The organism is Kribbella jiaozuonensis (genome assembly GCF_005233875.1).
Taxonomy (GTDB): Bacteria; Actinomycetota; Actinomycetes; order Propionibacteriales; family Kribbellaceae; genus Kribbella; species Kribbella jiaozuonensis.
Window position 1 is genome coordinate 1,785,675 of the sequence record NZ_SZPZ01000001.1, and the last position, 14,900, is coordinate 1,800,574.

General features: G+C 63.2%; 13 protein-coding genes. 4 read left to right on the forward strand and 9 right to left on the reverse strand.

Annotation, left to right across the window (positions count from 1 at the left end; genetic code table 11):
- Positions 1-21 precede the first annotated feature (21 nt).
- The 4 genes from FDA38_RS08650 to FDA38_RS08665 form a co-directional block, all read right to left on the reverse strand.
- Complete coding sequence (locus tag FDA38_RS08650; RefSeq protein WP_137253501.1) at positions 22-483, reverse strand: hypothetical protein; 462 nt, start codon at positions 481-483, stop codon at positions 22-24.
- A 198-nt stretch (positions 484-681) separates the two neighbouring features.
- A complete protein-coding gene (locus tag FDA38_RS08655; protein WP_137253502.1) occupies positions 682-1,173 on the reverse strand; it encodes a hypothetical protein in 492 nt (163 codons plus the stop codon).
- A gap of 219 nt (positions 1,174-1,392) precedes the next feature.
- On the reverse strand, positions 1,393-3,237 hold the full coding sequence (locus FDA38_RS08660; protein ID WP_137253503.1) for a hypothetical protein: 1,845 nt from the start codon (positions 3,235-3,237) through the stop codon (positions 1,393-1,395).
- A 99-nt stretch (positions 3,238-3,336) separates the two neighbouring features.
- A complete protein-coding gene (locus FDA38_RS08665) occupies positions 3,337-4,419 on the reverse strand; it encodes a DEAD/DEAH box helicase (RefSeq protein WP_170989633.1) in 1,083 nt (360 codons plus the stop codon).
- Positions 4,420-4,848: 429 nt separating this feature from the next.
- On the opposite strand from FDA38_RS08665, the gene FDA38_RS08670 reads away from it, so the two are divergent.
- On the forward strand, positions 4,849-6,840 hold the full coding sequence (locus tag FDA38_RS08670) for a patatin-like phospholipase family protein (protein WP_137253505.1): 1,992 nt from the start codon (positions 4,849-4,851) through the stop codon (positions 6,838-6,840).
- 17 nt (positions 6,841-6,857) lie between these two features.
- Here the strand turns inward: FDA38_RS08670 and FDA38_RS08675 are convergent, their stop codons facing one another.
- Positions 6,858-7,052, reverse strand: a complete 195-nt coding sequence (locus tag FDA38_RS08675; protein ID WP_137253506.1) for a hypothetical protein — start codon at positions 7,050-7,052, stop codon at positions 6,858-6,860.
- A 206-nt stretch (positions 7,053-7,258) separates the two neighbouring features.
- Here FDA38_RS08675 and FDA38_RS08680 point away from each other — a divergent pair, with 206 nt between their 5' ends.
- The 3 genes from FDA38_RS08680 (at position 7,259) to FDA38_RS08685 (ending at position 9,201) form a co-directional block, all read left to right on the forward strand.
- Positions 7,259-8,011, forward strand: a complete 753-nt coding sequence (locus FDA38_RS08680) for a hypothetical protein (RefSeq protein WP_170989634.1) — start codon at positions 7,259-7,261, stop codon at positions 8,009-8,011.
- 138 nt (positions 8,012-8,149) lie between these two features.
- The gene (locus FDA38_RS43380; protein WP_267901738.1) at positions 8,150-8,281 is read left to right on the forward strand and encodes a hypothetical protein; all 132 of its coding nucleotides are present in this window, start codon (positions 8,150-8,152) and stop codon (positions 8,279-8,281) included.
- Positions 8,282-8,391: 110 nt separating this feature from the next.
- On the forward strand, positions 8,392-9,201 hold the full coding sequence (locus FDA38_RS08685) for a hypothetical protein (protein WP_137253508.1): 810 nt from the start codon (positions 8,392-8,394) through the stop codon (positions 9,199-9,201).
- 109 nt (positions 9,202-9,310) lie between these two features.
- Here FDA38_RS08685 and FDA38_RS08690 read toward each other — a convergent pair whose 3' ends face one another.
- From FDA38_RS08690 to FDA38_RS08705, 4 genes are all read right to left on the reverse strand, one after another.
- Positions 9,311-11,227 carry a hypothetical protein gene (locus FDA38_RS08690; protein ID WP_202877593.1) on the reverse strand — a complete coding sequence of 639 codons (1,917 nt, stop codon included), beginning with the start codon at positions 11,225-11,227 and terminating at the stop codon, positions 9,311-9,313.
- Positions 11,228-11,426: 199 nt separating this feature from the next.
- On the reverse strand, positions 11,427-12,560 hold the full coding sequence (locus FDA38_RS08695) for a hypothetical protein (RefSeq protein ID WP_137253509.1): 1,134 nt from the start codon (positions 12,558-12,560) through the stop codon (positions 11,427-11,429).
- Between the two features lie 89 nt (positions 12,561-12,649).
- The gene (locus FDA38_RS08700; RefSeq protein ID WP_137253510.1) at positions 12,650-13,810 is read right to left on the reverse strand and encodes a hypothetical protein; all 1,161 of its coding nucleotides are present in this window, start codon (positions 13,808-13,810) and stop codon (positions 12,650-12,652) included.
- An 81-nt stretch (positions 13,811-13,891) separates the two neighbouring features.
- A complete protein-coding gene (locus tag FDA38_RS08705; protein WP_137253511.1) occupies positions 13,892-14,875 on the reverse strand; it encodes a hypothetical protein in 984 nt (327 codons plus the stop codon).
- Positions 14,876-14,900: the final 25 nt, after the last annotated feature.

A 14,900-nucleotide genomic window follows, 5' to 3' on the forward strand; every position in this document is an offset into this window, starting at 1 on the left:
ACGCTGCCTGCTCGAGGCCCGCTAGCGTCGTGAGGCCTTGTCCACCGCCTCGGTGTTGTCGGTCTTGGAGTTCATCGTGCCCCAGAGGTAGGCGATGGTGTCGTACGCGATGTACGCGCCGAGGCTGTGTGCGACCTGGACCACGCGGTCGTACTTCGGTTGTTGCGAGGCTTGGAGTGCCTGCAGCATCTCGACGAGACCCTCGCAGATCTCGCGGCGGACCTCGTACGAGCGTGGGCTCGTGTCGAGGTAGCGCACGACATCGACGAAGCTCGCGGTCAACCAGCCCGGCAACACCCGCGCCATCAGGTAGGAAATGAGCCCGGCAGTCAGTCCTCCGGACACCAGGGCTCCGACGGCGGCCGTGACGGGCTCGTCCTGGCCTATGACCTTGTCTTTGAGAGGGCCGGCGAGGACGGCCCAAATTGCCCAGATGATCACGATCCAGGCGAGTACCCACACCGCCCGCAGGCCTGCAGGCACTCTGGTCGGACGTTGAACGAGGATCCGACGGAATGTCGGCCACAGGTCGTCCAGCCCGTGAGGTGGGGTCCGAGGGTCAATTTCGTCGTCGGAGTTGTCCTGAGCGCCGGACGCAGCCAACGACGGGGAACCTGTGTTGGGTCCTTCTCAAGCCAGCTCGGTGAGCTCGAATCGCCTCCGGATGCCAGCCACGTCGGATCAGGGGTCTATGGCTAGTGCCGCTCGTATTGCGGCTGCGGCTTGTGCCTCGTCGACTCCCAACTCTTGGAAGTCGGTCAGGGTTCTGTGAATGGCTTCGTCGGGTTGGTTCGACGCGAGATCACGGCGCAAGCTGCCTGACTCGGTGACTGCTTCCAGCGCCTGTTGGCGATACCCGAGCGTGGCGGGTCGTTGCGCCTGGTTGTCGAGCGCCACCGCGAGCGCAGCCTGAAAATCGCCGACTTCGCCGGCGAGAAGGTCGCGAAAGAGCGCGCCTGCATCGCTGATCGCCTGCAGCGCGTTCTCGTGTTGTCCGAGTGCGGAGAACTGGTTCGACTGGATGGTGAGCGCCATAGCGAGCCCGGGTACAAGGGAGTCGTCGCCCGGAACAATCCCTCCGTGGTAGATGTCTACCGACTGGTTGCTCAACGCCAACGCCGCTTCGATCTGCCCGAGTGCGGAGAACTGGTTGGACAAGTTGGACAGGGCCATCGCCAGGTCGACACCAAAGGTCGTGTGAGCGCGCGCGTCGAGCTGCCGATAGAGGCCGAGTGCCTGTTAGATGGCGAGATCGGCATTCATTCCGGGCGCGCCAGTTGCCTGGGTCCATCATGCACACCAAGCGCTCGATTGTGTGCACGCCAGCCCGGTACGTTCACCGTACGGGAGTGATCCCACAGATAGCGCGCACCGGTGCCGATGGTAGGTGAACTAGTCGCTGGTGAGTAGAGCGATGTCCGCCACCTGTGAGACTGCGTCATGCAGGACGATGAGGAACTCCCGAAGCTGCTGGGCGGCGAGTGTCGGTTGAGCGGCGGCGAGCTCGGCCCGGAGCTGCTTGAGCGACAGACCAGGCTGAGCAATCGCGATCCGACCGTTCAGAATCGGAGGTCGACGGGCAAGGCCCCAGTCTGGATGCCTGGAGTTCGCGCCGCAGAGGAGCAGGAGTAGGCGTCTACTTCCCGCGACGATGTCGATCTCCGGGCTGTCGCGGCCCGTCAGCCGTGCTCCGAGCACCCGCCAGAAGGCTGGATCTGTGATGTATGCACGGCTCTTGATCGCTTGTTGGACAACGGTCTGCATGTCGTTGACCCGAACACCGGGGCGCCGGTTGTTCGCCGCCTTCGCATGCCACAACGACACCGTGACCTGCCGGCCCGGATCCATCTCGATCACGATGTAGTCAGCAATCTCTCCTTTCCCGTCGTTGCACAAGATCCACCGCCGGCGCGTGCTCTGTGGCTGCGCCTTCAAGTAGGTTTCGAGGTTCTCGTGGATAGAGATGCCGGCATTCTTCTCGGCCGCCTTGCGCTTGGTTTCGCTGGTGAGATCGACGGTGGTCCAGTCGGTGGTTCGATACTTGATCGGAGGCAGTGTCGTCGTGCGGCCGAGTGATTGATAGCCGACAGCGCCGAGCACTGTCTGGCCATCGAGGAAGAAGATGCTCGGCGGATGGCTGGTGAGCAGGGCCTCGTACGGGACTGGTGAGCCATAGCCCAGCTGAACACCTAGGTTGGTTCCGGCGGCATGGAAGCGGCCGCTGATGTCCTGGTATCCCGTCCAGATCGGGGTGTCCGGGTCTTCAGGGACGAAGGCGGCAATGGGGAGCTCATAGTCGGTCCTGACCTGACTACTGTCGAATTGCAGCTCGAGTTGTTCGACTGGAGCCTGGTCCGCGGTGACCCATCCGATACCGCGAATCCTGGGGCTGGTCTCGATCACGGCGACGTCCGACTTTGGAAAGCCTCGTAGTCGCTCGCCTCGAGTGACGTTAGGTAGGAGACGTCCCGCCGCTGCGACAATTGGCAGCCAGTATTTGGCCGCCAACTCTGCTGTGAACACCTCGTAGTTCCGCAGCGACGGCGCTCGCGACTCCCAGTACTTGCCCTTACCGGTTGCTACTCCGGCCGAATAGGAGCCTCTCCCCGACCCGATCTGTGCTATTGCGTGCCCAAGCGCACGCCGTCCTGTGTCGGCGTCCCGCAGTCCACGATCGACGCCGCTGCCCGCGAACATCGTGTATGACGGGACCTCGACGCTACCGCCGCGATAGGTGTTACGAACCCCGATGGAGGAGACCGAGGAGCGGTCGAGGGCGTCAAATGCGGCCTGCAGTCGACGGGGATCCGCTATCCGTGTATGAGATTCAGCGCCTACAGCGCTCAGGATGCCGTTCATTACGCGGCGATCGTGAGTGTTCAGCAGCAAGAGATGCGGCCTGTCCACCCGCGGTGCGGGTCTCCAGGTCAGTAGATGCAGGTCGTACGACGGAGCGTCGAGGCCCGGACTCGAGGAGTGCCACTTTGGTCGCGTGATCTCTACCGTCACGATGAGGAGGGTTGATGTTGTTGGGCTGACCGCGCTGTAGAAGATGGTTTGGCCGCTGAGTCGCCGCCCTTCCTGTAGTTCCTCTGGGACAGTCCCGGAGAGAAACCCCGGCTCATAGCCTGCGTCTGTTGGCACCTCGAAGATCGTGACGCTGCATCCCGGTTTCAGCGCCTCCAACGCGAGTGACGGCGGTGGGGGCGAGAAGCCAGTGGCGAAGGTCTTGTCCATCTTCTGCTCGGCGATTTCGTCGTCGATCAGCCCGGGAAGTACCTGCGCCCAGTCGCTGTCCTCCTTATAGAGCTCACGGACGGCGTCGCGTAGCTGTGGCTAGACATCGATGTCTCTAGCAACGATTGTGGTCGAAGGCTGCGGGTGCTCCGGATGCGGCCGGGCGAATCGGCCCAGGAACTGGGCGGTAGCCGCCAGGGATTTGTGCTTGTCGTGGTACGCGGCGATTCGCAGACGAGGGAGGTCGAAACCTTCGCCCAGCATGTTGACGACGGCAACGGCCCGGCACTCACCTGAGCGCACGCGCGCGAGCAGGTCGTCGTGTGCCTGGCGCGGCATCCCGCTGTAGAGGGTGGGTACCGCGAGCCCGAGCTCTCGGTACAGGTCGGCGAGCACCTCGGCTCGTTTCCGAGTATGGGCCCGGATCAGAATCGAGCTCGATGCGTGCTCCGGCAGAGCCGCGATCTTGACTGTTTCGGCCGCGATCACCCGATCGACGAATTCCCGTGTCGACGCCGCCGGTAGATCGATGATGTACGGCTGGACTGGTTTGTAGAACCCCTGCTGAAGTGCCTGCCGAACCGGGTAGTGGTACAGCTCTTCGCCGGGCAACTGCTGCCCGTCACGCCGTCGAGGCGTCGCTGTCAGCAGCAGTGCCCTCGCATCATGGAAGTGGTCCAAGACGGCGCGCCAGGTGCGTGCAGGCGAGTGGTGTGCCTCATCGATGATGACGAGGTCGAACAGGTCATGGGGCGGCTGGTTGTCCGCGTCGTAGTACGTCGGGCTGATCGTGTTGGGGAGAGCAACGACGACATCTGCCCTCAGGAACTCTGTCCAGTCACGAACCATCCCGGAGACCTCCGCGACCTGTGGATCCTGCTTCCCTCTCAGCGCACCGATGTCACGGAGCACGTGCTGGCTCCGGAATGCTTCGGCCAGTTGCCGCCGCAACTCTCGTGTGGGCACAACCACCAGTGACCGGCGTGGCGCGACGAGATATGGCGCGGCCAGCGCCACGGCGGTCTTGCCTGCGTCGGTAGGGAGCGAGATTAGTCCTGGCTGACGAGACGTTGACCAGTCGGCAACGAGCGCTCCGATAGCCCCCTCCTGCGCGATCCGCCATCGAGGCCTGACCGGCCCCGCGAGAAAACGGAAGCCGCGCGGACTTTCGTAATAGTTCACATATGCCCCCTGAGTGCAACAGCTGCATCTAATTCCCGGTCGATATCGTTACACATGCCCAACGTCAGATGACCGATCGTCCGTCTGCGGCGAATGGCATGCATTCAAATGCTCGATTGCCGCACATCGATCCTCAGTGACCCACTGGTCAGAGCATTCCCGCCTCCGAGTTCGTGGCATTTGCTGGCGGCGTAGAGGCATAATGACGCAGGGAGCGGCCTTCTGGCCCAGGGGTGATGTGTCGTGAGCGAACTCGAACGACCAGTCGCGTTGGACGGCGTTCACGTCAAGGTCTGTGCGTAGGAAGCAGAAGTCGATCCAGGACATGCGGCGGATCGTCATCGAAATCGACTCGGAGTACCTCGTGGTGACCGAGCAGGTCAGCGAACCGTATTTCGTGTGCGTCCTCGGCTCGCGAAGGAGCCTGACATGACCGACTATCCGTCGAGACCCGAGCGGGACTGTGACATCTTGATGAAGGGCGGTATCACCAGCGGCGTGATTTACCCGCGCGCCGTCTGCGAGTTGGCCACTCAGTACGGACTGCGCTCGGTCGGTGGCTCCTCAGCCGGCGCGATTGCCGCAGCCGCAGCCGCGGCCGCGGAATCGAACCCATCTAGACAAGACGGTTTCGAGCGGTTGGAAAGGTTGCCGGCTGACATCACTGCGAAGCTCCCAGACGGGACGGCGGTGCTGGGGGGACTATTTCAGCCACAGCGCTCAACGAGGCCGCTGTATAAGGCGTTCACTGCGGGACTTGGTCGGTCCGGTCCTAGGCGGGTCGTGGCGATCGTATGGGGTGCGCTGATCGGATTTTTCTGGTGGGCGCTCGCGGGCGCAATTCCGGGTGCCGTATTGCTGGTGCTGGGAATCATCGGCGAAGGCCTCGCACGTTGGGCGGCGGTGATCGCGGCGGTCGTGTTGCTGATGACCGGCGCCGTCGCCGGGATCGCCTGCGGCGTCCTGCGTAGTGTGTCTGCCCGTCTTCCCGCGAACGGCTTCGGTCTGTGCAGCGGGATGCCCGGCACGGGTTCGGGCTCCCCGGCGGCGCTGACCCCGTGGCTGCACAGCGTCCTGCTCGAGTTGGCCGGCCGGGAGTCTGTGCTCACCTTCGCGAATCTCGACGCGGCGGATGTCAAGCTGCGGATGATGACCACCAATCTGACGCGGCGACAGCCGATGCGGATGCCCTGGTTCGGGCGCGAGTACTTCTTCTGTCCCGATGAGTTCCGCGCTCTGTTCCCGGCCGACGTTGTCGACTGGATGGAGAACCACGCTCCGCCACTACCTGAGCCGACCAGCGCCAGGGCGTGGCGGAGCCATCTGCTCCGGGAGCAGGCCAAGCCGCGGCTGCCCTTCCCCTCGCCACCAGACTTGCCAGTCGTCGTTGCGACCCGGATGAGTCTGAGCTTCCCTGTCCTGATCGCGGCCGTGCCGTTGTATGCCGTCGACTTCACCTTGCAGCAGAACCAGGACGCCGTTACGGCCGCTGCCGAGTGGCGGCGCGAGCACCCGAATGCCAGTCCAGCGGAGGCAGCGGCCGCCTTGAAAGGACCCGAGTTCGAGGTGAACTGGTTCTCTGATGGCGGCATCGCCAGCAACCTACCGGTGCACTTCTTCGACACGCCGCTACCCACCCGACCGACGTTCGCCATCGATCTGGCTCCCTTCCCCGACGGCGTGGACAAGGACGACGACGAGTCCAAGAACAGCGGGCTTCCGGGCGCCAACCAGGCCGGCAGGCATCGCCGCTGGTCCCGCTGGAACCGCACCGGGCTCGGTGCGATGCTCGCCTTCGGCCGGTCGATCGTCGACACCGCGCGCTCCTGGGTCGACCAGTCGCAGCTGATCATGCCTGGCTACCGCGATCGGATCGTCACGATTTATCACGACAAGGCCGAGGGCGGGATGAACCTCAACATGGACGAACAGACCGTCGATCGGCTGGTCGAACGCGGCCAGGGTGGCGCCGCCAAGCTCGTCGACTCCTTCGTCTACGGAGACGGCTGGCTGAACCATCGCTGGATTCGGTTCCGGACCGCGACTGCTGGCCTGGACAGGTGGCTGGCTGGCTTTCGGAGCGGGTATGAAACGCCCGGCAGTGGCTATCCCGACCTTGCAGGCGTCGATGCTGCAGGCAACCAGGCGGACGGCCCCGTGCCGTCGTATCCGATGACGGATGGCAGGCGCGTGGCCGTAAACCTGCGCACCGCCGCGCTCGTCAAGCTGACCAAGCAATGGAGCGATCCACCGACTGACGCGTTTACGCACAAGTCGCCCCGACCGAGTCCCGCGCTGCGCCTGGTCCCAAGCGACATACTCGACCGCGCGAGGCGACCCGCCGCCCCCGATGCAGATGGGGAGGAACCGATAGAACCTCCTTCGGACTCGGAGCCAGTCGACGGAACCCCACCGAACTGAACCTCGGGAGGCGCGCCTCACCACTGAGCCTCGACCACGCCGGTGGTGCGGTATTCCGCGGCTGGCGCTACCGGCGGTCCGGCGCTCGGCGCTGTGCCAAGAATCGCTTGAACAATGGGATCGGGACTCCACGGCTGCGTTGATTCGGCGCGATGATACTGATTCTCGAGTGCGGCGTGGTTGATGGCGGCCTCGACCTGCTGGCCGAGCATCGGGTGGTGATCGGTCCTCCTCGCTCGGCCACCACCAGTCGCAGCCGGCTGAGAGCCGAGAACCACGTGCACGGATGTGAGACGTTGTGGTGATGATGGGCAGGTTCATCGCCATGCAGATACCAGACGATCGACTCTCCGAAGAAGGCGACGACGTACAGAAACTCTGTTGGTTCGGCTCTTGTGCCGGGGTCACACTGGTGAGCATGAGCGAGGAGCAGTTGCCCGTCGTCTTTGCGGATGAGAGCAACAACACTGGTGAGAATCTCACCGATGCCAATCAGCCGGTGTTCGCGGTTGCGGGTGTTCATCTGGACGACGGGGCCGCGCAGGACCTTGTCGACCATGTCCTGGCGGCGCTGAAGGTTGGCGCCGGAGAGCCGAAGTACAGCAAGGTGCGTAGGAGTCCGAAGGGAAAGGATGCGCTGCTCGACGTGCTGAGCTCTCTGCCGGCTGAGAGCGTCCAGACGCACGTAACTGGGAAGCGGTTCATGGCGGTTGCCAAGATCATCGATCTTGGCACGGAGCCGCTGATGTACGAGTCGGGCTACAACATGCTGGCTGATGGGTCGGCGCGCCATCTGGCGCACTTAGTGGCCGCGACTGGCCCAGTGCTTGGCGACGCGGCCGCGTTCGGGAAGCTGGTGGACACGTTCGTCGCAGTGGTGCGAGAGGTTCCGGGCGTCAAGGCCATGGACTACGTCAAGGCTGCGAAGGCGTATCTCGCGACGATCAAGGGCGAGAAGCACCCTTTTGAGCTGGCGCTTCTACCCGAGCCGTCCTGGCTGCATCAAGTCATGCGCGATCGAGCCCTGGGCGAGTTGGGCAAGACACTCGACCCTGCGATCCCAGGTGTGGTCGAGATGTGTCGGGGATTCGAGCCCGTCCTCGGGCATTTCAAGCTCATCCACGACCGCTCGAAGGTCATCGGCAGCGCCAAGGCGGATCTTCTGATGTAGGACCAGATCCCCGATCCGTCCGACCCCACTCGGAACAACGCCAGCATCGGGGTCGAAGAGATCGTTTTCGGTGACAGTAAGGATCATGCGCAGTTGCAGCTCGCGGATTGGGTTGCCCGGTTGTCAAAGGATGTCGCGATGGCCCGGTGGGGGTTTCCGAACGAGCAGAGCAGCCCGGAGGTGTTGAAGCTCGCGGAGGGGTGGCTTGCGGGTGGGCCTCTTGCGCTCGACCTGGGGCTGCTCGAGCCGAAGGCATCTCTGATCGGCTGAGGTGGCCTGGTCGGAGACATGGTCTAGTCTCGAGCGGTGAGAGTCGCGCGGTGCACAATTACCATTCTGTGCCCGGTCCCCTTCCTGCCACCTCCGCCGGCAGCGAGCCTATGAAACGATCTGGTCTGCGCGAGTACAGGATCCGACTGAAGTCTGTTGGTCTGGGTCGGATCGGCCTCGGCATGTTCGGCGTGGTCGCCACCGTGACTGGGGGCTTCGCGACATTCATCCCCGGAGCAGCTACGGGCGCAGCAGTCGTATGGGCCGTCATCGGTGCAGCGAGTCTTTACCTGGCCGTCAGTGGCCAGCATCTGACTGCACTTGAGTTCAGCAAGCTGAAGTTGACGATGGGACAGACCGCGGCCAAGGAACTCGAGACAGTTGCGGATTCCGACGCCGACCCATCTGAGCGCATCCGCGCGGCCGGGGCACTCGAGGCGCTGTCACCCGCCTTGTCTCCGGTCGAACAACGAATCGTAAGTTCTGCAATCCGTGACGCTGAGACGGAACTGCAGTATCGCAATCTGGTCATCGATGAGTTGAAATCGATGTTTCCCGAGGGGACAGTCGTTGAGCCTCGACTCAATCCCGAGCGTGGTGTGTCCCTTCGCTTTGACGCGCTCGTTCGTGGGACGAGCGGTGGTGCCGTCTACATCGAGATCAGAGACCTCTCGACCAAGCGCGTGCGTCAGCCCGAGGTCGCGGCCCTGCTGGACCGGTTCATTGCTGCCGGGGCCGGCGTGAACGTCGGACTGCTGATCGTCAGCGACGCGCGTTCGCTCGAAGGCATCGGACGGCTGGATCAGGCAAAGGTCGACGAGCTTGCCTTCCGGGTCGTCGAGTGGAAGACGCCAGTCGACAATGAGGACCTCAAGGAAGCCGTTGAACAGGGTTTGAGGTCGGTCAACGGCGGTTTCTGACGCTTGCCCGGTCCGCCCGCGGAGGCTCTCGAATCTGACATGCAGGTGCTGGTTGGCAACATCTGATTGACAGCCTTTCGCGCTTTGGCGCGGCGGGTTGGTCACGTACTTACAGCGAGTCGGCACGCGCTGCGGCTTCAGCGGCCAACTGGGCACGCCAGTAGCTGGCGGCGTCCAGACCTGTCTGAATGGACGTGAACTCATCTGTCCGCGCCGCGAAGACGGCATCCGGAGCCGTGGCGTCGATGTACGACTCGAGGCCGAGCGCCAGTGCAGTCCCACTCAAGAACTCGGCGTACTCCCGCACGGAGTCGACAATCGCGAAGCTGGAGGGGTTGCCGTGCACGAGGGCATTCCGGACCCGGCTACGTCTCGCCTCCAGCACAACTTGTTCGGTGGCGTGGGTCTCGATGAGGGCGCTGTATTCGGCGTGGTCGGTCACGCTCGCGAGCATGCGGTTGATCCAGCCGCGCTCGGACTCGATGCGACAGACCGAGAGGAGATCGTCCGAGCGGTCGGCGGCGAAGAGAATCCATGGCCGTGGAGGCTTCTGCGCGAACCACTCTTCGGTGAGCTCGGTGAGCAGCGGTCGCCGGTCTCCAACGCCGAGCAGGCACATACCAACGGCGCGCTGTACATCGGCAAGCCACCGCGCGTGTGGCCAGCGCTCGCCTAGGAGCTTGAACAGGTACTTCGGGTCGAGCGCTGCATAGGCCGCGACGTGTTGCACCACCCTGTCGGCAAGCGGGATGACGCTGCGGATGTCTGCGTCGGAGGGTTTGCGCAGCGCCATGTTGCGGCTGAAAGGCTGGTCGGCGGCGGTCTGTACCTCGAGTGCGGCTGCGAGAAATCGAGGAAGCTCCTCGCGGGCCAGCGCCTCGGCGATGCGCAGCCCGTGCTCCTCAATTGCTCTTGCGGTGATGTCGGCGCCGTAGCGGTCATCGGGGAATCCCGTCTCGCGCCGCGCGGTCAAGAAGCTACGCGTGGCGGGCCGACCGGAGCTCAGGATTGCGTGTTGGGCAAGGTGTGGGCGAGCCCCGCCAGAGTTGTGGATCGACACGTTGAGGATGGTGTCCACGATGTCGATTGCGCGGTTCAGGGCGCCGGCTGACGTGGTCGTGCCAAGGTCGACACGAACCAGGAAGTCCACGTCTGATTTCTCGTCGACGAACTTTGCGACCTTGAAGAGTCGGCCATCTCGCACCAGTTCCGAGAGTTCAGACTTGTGTTCGAAGTTCTGGCCGGCAGGCTCGGCGTTGGGTACTGCCCAGTGGGCGCTCATGAACGACACTCGCCCAGCGGAGAGATGCATCCAGTTGTCGCCCTGATAACCCAGCCACACAACTACCGGCTCGATCTCGGCCGGTGTGCCAAGGTAGGTCCGGGCATTCGTGATCCGCTGCTCCAGGGGCAGGTCCCTCCGGATGAGCGGGGAGTCGGAGGGATCACGGCCGAATGCCATGAGCGAGACAAGATTCCGGAAGCTCCGCTCCGCATCGAGGCCGCGTCTGTGCAACTGGTCGAAGAGCAGGTTCGCGATGGGGCGGTGCTCCTGGCCGGCCAAGGTTCGGTCCATGGCTGCGGCTACCAGGTCGTCCCAGCTGGCGCAGGCAGATGCGTCCGCGTCGAGTGCCTCAAGGAGATCCTTCGCGGTCATGGTGAGGTCGGTCCATGCGGCGTCGGTGCGGGTGCCCGGTGACTGCGCCAGGATGCTCTTGTGCGCGCCGATGAGCTTCGTGAATGCGGCTGTGAACTGTGCTAGAGGCGTCGCGACATGCGTGCGCAGCGAGTTGCCGAGCGCATCCATGGACTCCTCGAGGTCGAGGCGCAACGAGTCGCGGTTGGCTGTCTTCGTCCAGGCGTCTGTGCCGCTCGCAAGCTCCAGCCACCCGAGGATCTCGGCCACAATTACGGTCAGCGGCTGTATGGTGCCCGCGCCGTGGCGGCGATCGAGTGACGAGACCAGCGACTTCAGCCAGTCAGGATCGTCAGCGGACCAGTGGTCGCTGACGTTGTAATCGATCATCACGCTAGGAACGCCCATCGTGTAATCATGCGGCAAGTTCGGATATCTGTTCGTCACATCCCTCGCAGAGTATCGAGCATGATCGACAGCAGGCGAAACGCCACCTGGTACAGCGAGATCACTGTTGAGGTTTCCGAGCTGTCCTCACGATCGGGCTTGGAAGCAGCGACAATCAGCTCGACATCTCCTGCGATAGGGGCTATCGGACGAACTCCGCGAGTGGCGGCATCCCTGCCAGGCCGAGATCCTCATCGAGCCAGTCCGGCTCGGCAGAGTAGGCATCTGCCCATACTCTGTGCTCCGCGTCCGCCGCTGGGTTCAAAGGAATGATCGCCGTTTCTCTCGCAACGTGCGGAGCGATGAGCCGACGCAGGCCGGTTCCGCTCTCGGCGTCGAATCGATTGTCTACCTGTGTGGCGTTCGTCGCGCCGATCGCCACACCCTTGGAGGATGAAAGGACCAAGCCTGCGAGGTGGTCGGCACCCTCCAATGCGTAGTGGGTAGCCTCGCTCAACCGGGAGACGCGCTCTGGCCAGCTTAGCGAGGGCCACTCGGTGAGCTGGAAGAATCCGTCGAGGGCATCGACACGGAGCCAGACCGGCTCCTCCCCGGACGACTGACGTGCTTTGTCAACGAGCGTTCGCGCGAGCCGGAACCATCCGTCGGTGGTGCGCAGACTGCCATGAAACGTTGAGCCGGGGTCGTTGTTTTGGTCGCGCCGGATCGAGGCCTGTCCGACGTCGGAGGTGACTATCGTCGGTCGATCTTGACTCGTCTTGCTAGCGACCCGCTCGACCTCGATCAGCCAGGCTTCAAGAGCGTCCGGGGCCACGTCGACCGCCATCTCGACGTCAATGAGAGCGCCGGTGCGCGCCTGAATGCTCTGGATCCTCATCCACAAGCTATGTTCCAGCTCCTCCCAGCGCCGGTCGGCCATCGACCGCGACAGGCTGGTCGTCTCAACCAAGAAGGTTCGGCTTGCGCGAATACGCAGGTCTGCCTTCCTGGGCGCGTCCGCGATGCGGGGCTCGAAGGTGATCGTCTCGCTCGCGGCCTCCCATGCGCGGCTGACCTCCAACTGCAGTAACACGTGGCGCCATGTGGCTGTGTCCACGCCACGTTTGAGGTCCTGCAGAACCTCTTCGAACGTAGGTTCCACCGTCACCGAGTCGACCCGCAGGGCGAACGTCAGAAAGGCCGGCAGCGCGGCGACGTGATGCCCGAGCATCAACAGCTCGTTTGGAAGCCATCCCCGCCGCTCGACCTGCTTCCGCGGCCAGCTTTTCCCCAGGTGCCCTTCCAACATGTCGATGCACCGCGCAACCGCCGCCACGCCGGCCGGACTGTACCGCTGCTCACTTCGACGCCGAAGCTCCGCCCAGTTCGGCCACTCGCTATTCACCGCCAGAGCATCCCACGTTGCTATCGGAACCGGGCATCGACGCGTGGCCAAGGACTGGTGTAGACGAGTCCCGACACGAACTCGTGCGCGCTGTTATGCATGTCAACAAGCCGCTTGAGCGGATCGCGAGGGTACGAGACTTCAGCGGGGGAAAGCTCAGGTGGGGGTTCTGTCTCGTCGCCGGTCTGCAACTGCCGGAAGACGATCGCATTTCGTGCAGTCCAGACGTCGTAAGCATGTGGGTTTGCGCCCAGGAACCAGAAATGGGAGCTGCATCGCTCTGCACGCTCAAGCGCCGCCTGTATCTCGGACGTATCTTCGACAGATATGTCCGGGTACATCTCCAGAGATCTGAGAAAGGTTCGAATCTCGAGGGTGCCTAAGGTCAGCGCATACAGAAGGATCAGTTCGCTGCTGTAGTGATCGAAGCGCGGCCAGTCGTGAGTGAAGTTGCGCCCGTAGGTGTCGGCCAGCAGGTCGGCCACTGGGTGAGTGTAGCCGCTCAAGAATCGGTAATGCGATGCAAGGCGGCCAGCGTCGTCCGGGTCGACCAGGTCGTTCGCTTGGAGGTTAACGAGTAGCGAGCTCCACGTCAGGTAGGTCTTCCACAGCGCGTCGTTCTCCTTGGCAAGTTCGCGAAGCTCGGAGACGTCGATCAAGCCGTCGCCCTCTTGTTGGGCCGGACTGCCTAGTCCCGGACTGTATTGCCGGAGGAGGAAGTAGTAGATGCTCACCTGCTGGCGTCGACCGGCGGCGTCAGGCTCGCTGAAGGGTCCTTCGCGGACGATCCTGACCTCACCCTTCCTGGTGCGCGTCCACTCCTTGATATCAGCTGTCCAGGCTTTCCCGACGGCTTTGTCTGCCTGCCACTGCTCCCAGGTCCGTTCGTCGACGCCGCGCTGGTGCTGAACGAAGGTCCTGCCGAGGAACACCAACCAGTCAACGAGGACCTGCTCCAGGCCCGTACGCACCAGAGCGAAGGCTGAGCTGTATCTCGTCCGCTCAGCCAGAAGAACTGCGCTCGAGAGATGCGAACCGAGTTGCCGCACGCGTTCGGCCTTGTCGCTCACGTCAAGGTATTGGGTGTCGGACCATTGCAATCTGGAGTGCATGCTGTCCAGGATCTGGCTCAGATCGTGCCAAGCTCCAGCCAGCGCGGTGTGGCTGTCATCCGCAGTCATGCTTGGATTCTCCACTTCGAAGCGGAACGACCTGCGACGTCGTCGATTCCTTGACCGCGCTGGCGGTATGGTTCGGCGATGCTAGTTGTTTGCTGAGGCGTGCTCATGAAAGGACTCGCTGGCCACGAGGGTTGTGAGCGCCGCGAGCAGAGCGGCGATCTTGGCGACAGTCGCGAGATACTCAGTGTGGTCGGCGTCGATCGTGGAGTCCTGGATCGACAGGACGATTTCGGGCTGGAGCAGGTCAACTGCGATGACGAAGAAGCCGATGAGCGACGTGGCGCCGAGCAGAATTGGAATGGTCCAGCGACGACTGGTCGGCCGTGTCGGCCGGTTAGTACGTGGTGTGACGACACGGCCAGCGATCCTGCGCGGCCGCGCGTTCGAGTTCTCCGCGCGAGTCTCTCTTTCCGCTATGACCACTGAGGCACCGATCAGGATCGTGAAGATCAGTGCGATTGTGTACCACGGGGTTGCCCGCAGCGCGCTCCAGGCTTCTGAGCTGTAGATCGTCAGGATGAAGGTGGCGCTCACTACAGCGATTGGAACTGCGCCGCGCCCAGCTGCCCTGCCCAGATCGGACAGCGGACGGACCAGTTTTCTATGTGCCAGCGGCTCCGTTACTCCCATGACGCTGCCGACGAGTCCGCCGAGCAATGCGAGGCCTGCTGCCATCAACGCAAGGAACGGGAAGGTGTCTCCTTCGTCAGGTTGCAGTACGCGCTGCGCCGCCAGCGCGACCAAGACGATCATTGAGGCGACAATCACCCCGAGTGTAAGCTTTCGGCGAAGGTATGCAGTTCTCTCGACCGGATTCATCGCCATCAGGATGTTGACCACCCCGACGGCGCGCCCGCCCCGCAGGATGAGCCAAGTGATACCTGAGGCGATCGCGAACAGGCACCATGCGTATGGGTAGCTGGCGCCGAGCGGAGCGCAGTACTCACTGCACTCAAAGAAGGTGTTCCAGTCATCTCGAACGAGCAACACATAGAACATGATGGCAAGTCCGAACGTGAACGCAGCCAACGCAAACCTAATTCGCCACCCGAGCGTCGAACGCATTCAGCCTCCCGTACTCTGGCGATAT